Source organism: Bradyrhizobium sp. IC4060 (genome assembly GCF_020193715.1).
Lineage (GTDB): Bacteria > Pseudomonadota > Alphaproteobacteria > Rhizobiales > Xanthobacteraceae > Bradyrhizobium > Bradyrhizobium yuanmingense.
In genome coordinates, this window is the sequence record NZ_JADYVJ010000082.1 from 1 (window position 1) to 452 (window position 452).

Genomic DNA, 452 nt, shown 5'->3' on the forward strand with positions numbered 1-452 from the left:
ATTTCGGACTGTACCGACCCTATCGGCCCGGGAGAAAGCCTGTTCACCTCGGCTTTTTATGAAGGCTGCAAACGCTGCCTGAACCCGGGTGGGATCTTTGTTGCCCAGAATGGCGTCTGCTTCCTGCAACAGGATGAAGCGGTAGGCAGCCATCGCAAGCTAAGCCACTATTTTCGCGACGTCAGCTTCTACCAGGCGGCAATTCCAACCTATTACGGCGGGATCATGACCGTTGCCTGGGCGAGCGACAATGAGGCGCTGCGCCATCTCTCCAGCGAAATCATTCAGGCGCGCTTTCACAAAGCCAACCTGACCTGCCGTTACTACAATCCGGCAATCCATACGGCGGCCTTCGCCTTACCACAATATCTGCATGATGCTCTGTCCGCACCGTGACGCGAAATAAGGGGGTGAACTAAATTGAAAAAATTGAAGCTGCACGGCTTTAACAA

1 pseudogene is annotated in these 452 nt (G+C 54.0%); it reads left to right on the forward strand.

Features of this window, described 5'->3' with window-relative positions:
- Nucleotides 1-396 (forward strand): annotated as a pseudogene (locus I6F16_RS37580) (polyamine aminopropyltransferase); the annotation flags it as partial.
- Nucleotides 397-452: the final 56 nt, after the last annotated feature.